The organism is Psychroserpens sp. S379A (genome assembly GCF_049800755.1).
Lineage (GTDB): Bacteria > Bacteroidota > Bacteroidia > Flavobacteriales > Flavobacteriaceae > Psychroserpens.
Genome location: NZ_JBNAFQ010000018.1, coordinates 1 through 1,634, shown reverse-complemented (window position 1 = coordinate 1,634; position 1,634 = coordinate 1). Strand labels below are relative to the sequence as shown.

Here is a 1,634-nt window from a genome sequence, read left to right as displayed (position 1 = left end):
AACGTGTTTGTGTATGGCTATTTGCGTTGGCTGGAACTAAGTTAACAAAAAGAAAATAAACCAGAGGAAAATCCGTAGGATTTTCCGAGTATGCAATAACAAGCAATTAGTTATACACGTTGTTGTGCGTTCGTTTTAATTCCTTAATGTTTCCAAATCGAATATTTTTGCTCTATCTTTCTTACTCAATTTTTTTATATTGTAATCTATTTTCATTATTTGACTTGGATGTAAAAAGAAAATAAACGATAATTTTTTCTTGAATAATCCTTTATCATATTTATCAAAGAAAATATTTATTTCAGATTCATCAGTTTTTCCAACAACTTCATTTAATGAAGAGTTAAGCATCAATGAAAGTTCTGATTTTACCTTTTCAACCACTTTATCATTAATTTTTAAATCAAAAAGTTTAATTTTTTCGACTAATGCTGGATAAGAGTCTACAATACGATATATATATCCTTTTTCTTTCAATTCACTCAACATCTCAGATTTTGATATTTGATCCGCATCTGAATCCGGACTGAAGTTGAGCATCAATTGGTTTTCCATATCGTGATATAAAAACCCACTTATTATGTTAATTTCTTTTTTACAATTTGTACACTGTTGAATATTCAGCTTGCCATTAATTACTTTGCTTTTAAGACTAGGTTCAATAGTTACGTTAACTGAATTGTAAATAATTAAATTTTGTTCAGTATTGCAATGAGGACAATTATGTTTTATTTGTTTTTCTAAACTCATAGATTGGTTTTAATGACGCACAACGTGTTTGTATATGGTTTGTTGCGTGTTTTGAGTACCTAATTTAGCAAATAAAAAACCTAATAGAAAATCCGCGAGGATTTTCGTAAGTAGGCTAGAACTAGCAATAAATTATATACGGTGTTAGCACACGGTTTTTAATTTTCGTTTTTGTTAATTTTTTACATCCGAATTAAGTCCGACTCCTGTTTTATAGTTTCAATTTTGTCAATTCAGATTGAATTCCAGCGCAATTTTTGGTTCAGTTTTAATTCAGCTAAGAAAAATACTTAATTCTATTTTTTCTTAAATATTCAACAATTTAAATGTTATTCTATTTTTTGATAATATTTCTTATTAATACAAAGAGTACTACAATACAAAGAGTCAACGGGATAAATATAGCTGCAGAAGTCGCTAATTTTTCGATAAAAGTCCCTTCAACATTTGCTGCTATTTGTATTCCTGCAATTATGAACGAAAATATTGCTATAAAAAGTCCAAACAGTTCAATTTGTTTCGAATAAAAGTTCTCTAACCGTTTTTCGAATGCTGAATTTTTTTTATTAAAATTCTTAATTTTCTTTAGCAGTTCATTTATTTTATCTTCTGATAATTCATTTTTTTCGAGCACTAAATTTACGTGCTTTACTAAATCAGTAAAATCTTGTCCATTTATTTTTCGGTCAGGAAAAGGACTTTTATATTTTTCCATATTATTTTATTATTAGTTCTAGCTCGTTGCTCAACTGTGTGCTAACGTGATTGTGTATGATTACGTTGTGTTGGCAAGGACTAAGTTAGCAAAAAGAAACCAAACCAGAGGAAAATTCCGCAGGAATTTTCCGATTACACACAAACCAAACAATGAATTATACACGCTG

2 protein-coding genes are annotated in these 1,634 nt (G+C 28.8%); both read right to left on the bottom strand.

Annotated features, from left to right (window positions below; translation table 11 throughout):
• Nucleotides 1-135 precede the first annotated feature (135 nt).
• Nucleotides 136-750, bottom strand: coding sequence for a CpXC domain-containing protein (locus ACP15M_RS14550; RefSeq protein ID WP_425077917.1), 615 nt, complete (start codon nt 748-750; stop codon nt 136-138).
• Nucleotides 751-1,084: 334 nt separating this feature from the next.
• Nucleotides 1,085-1,465, bottom strand: a complete 381-nt coding sequence (locus ACP15M_RS14545) for a hypothetical protein (RefSeq protein ID WP_425077925.1) — start codon at nt 1,463-1,465, stop codon at nt 1,085-1,087.
• Between the last annotated feature and the right edge of the window lie 169 nt (nt 1,466-1,634).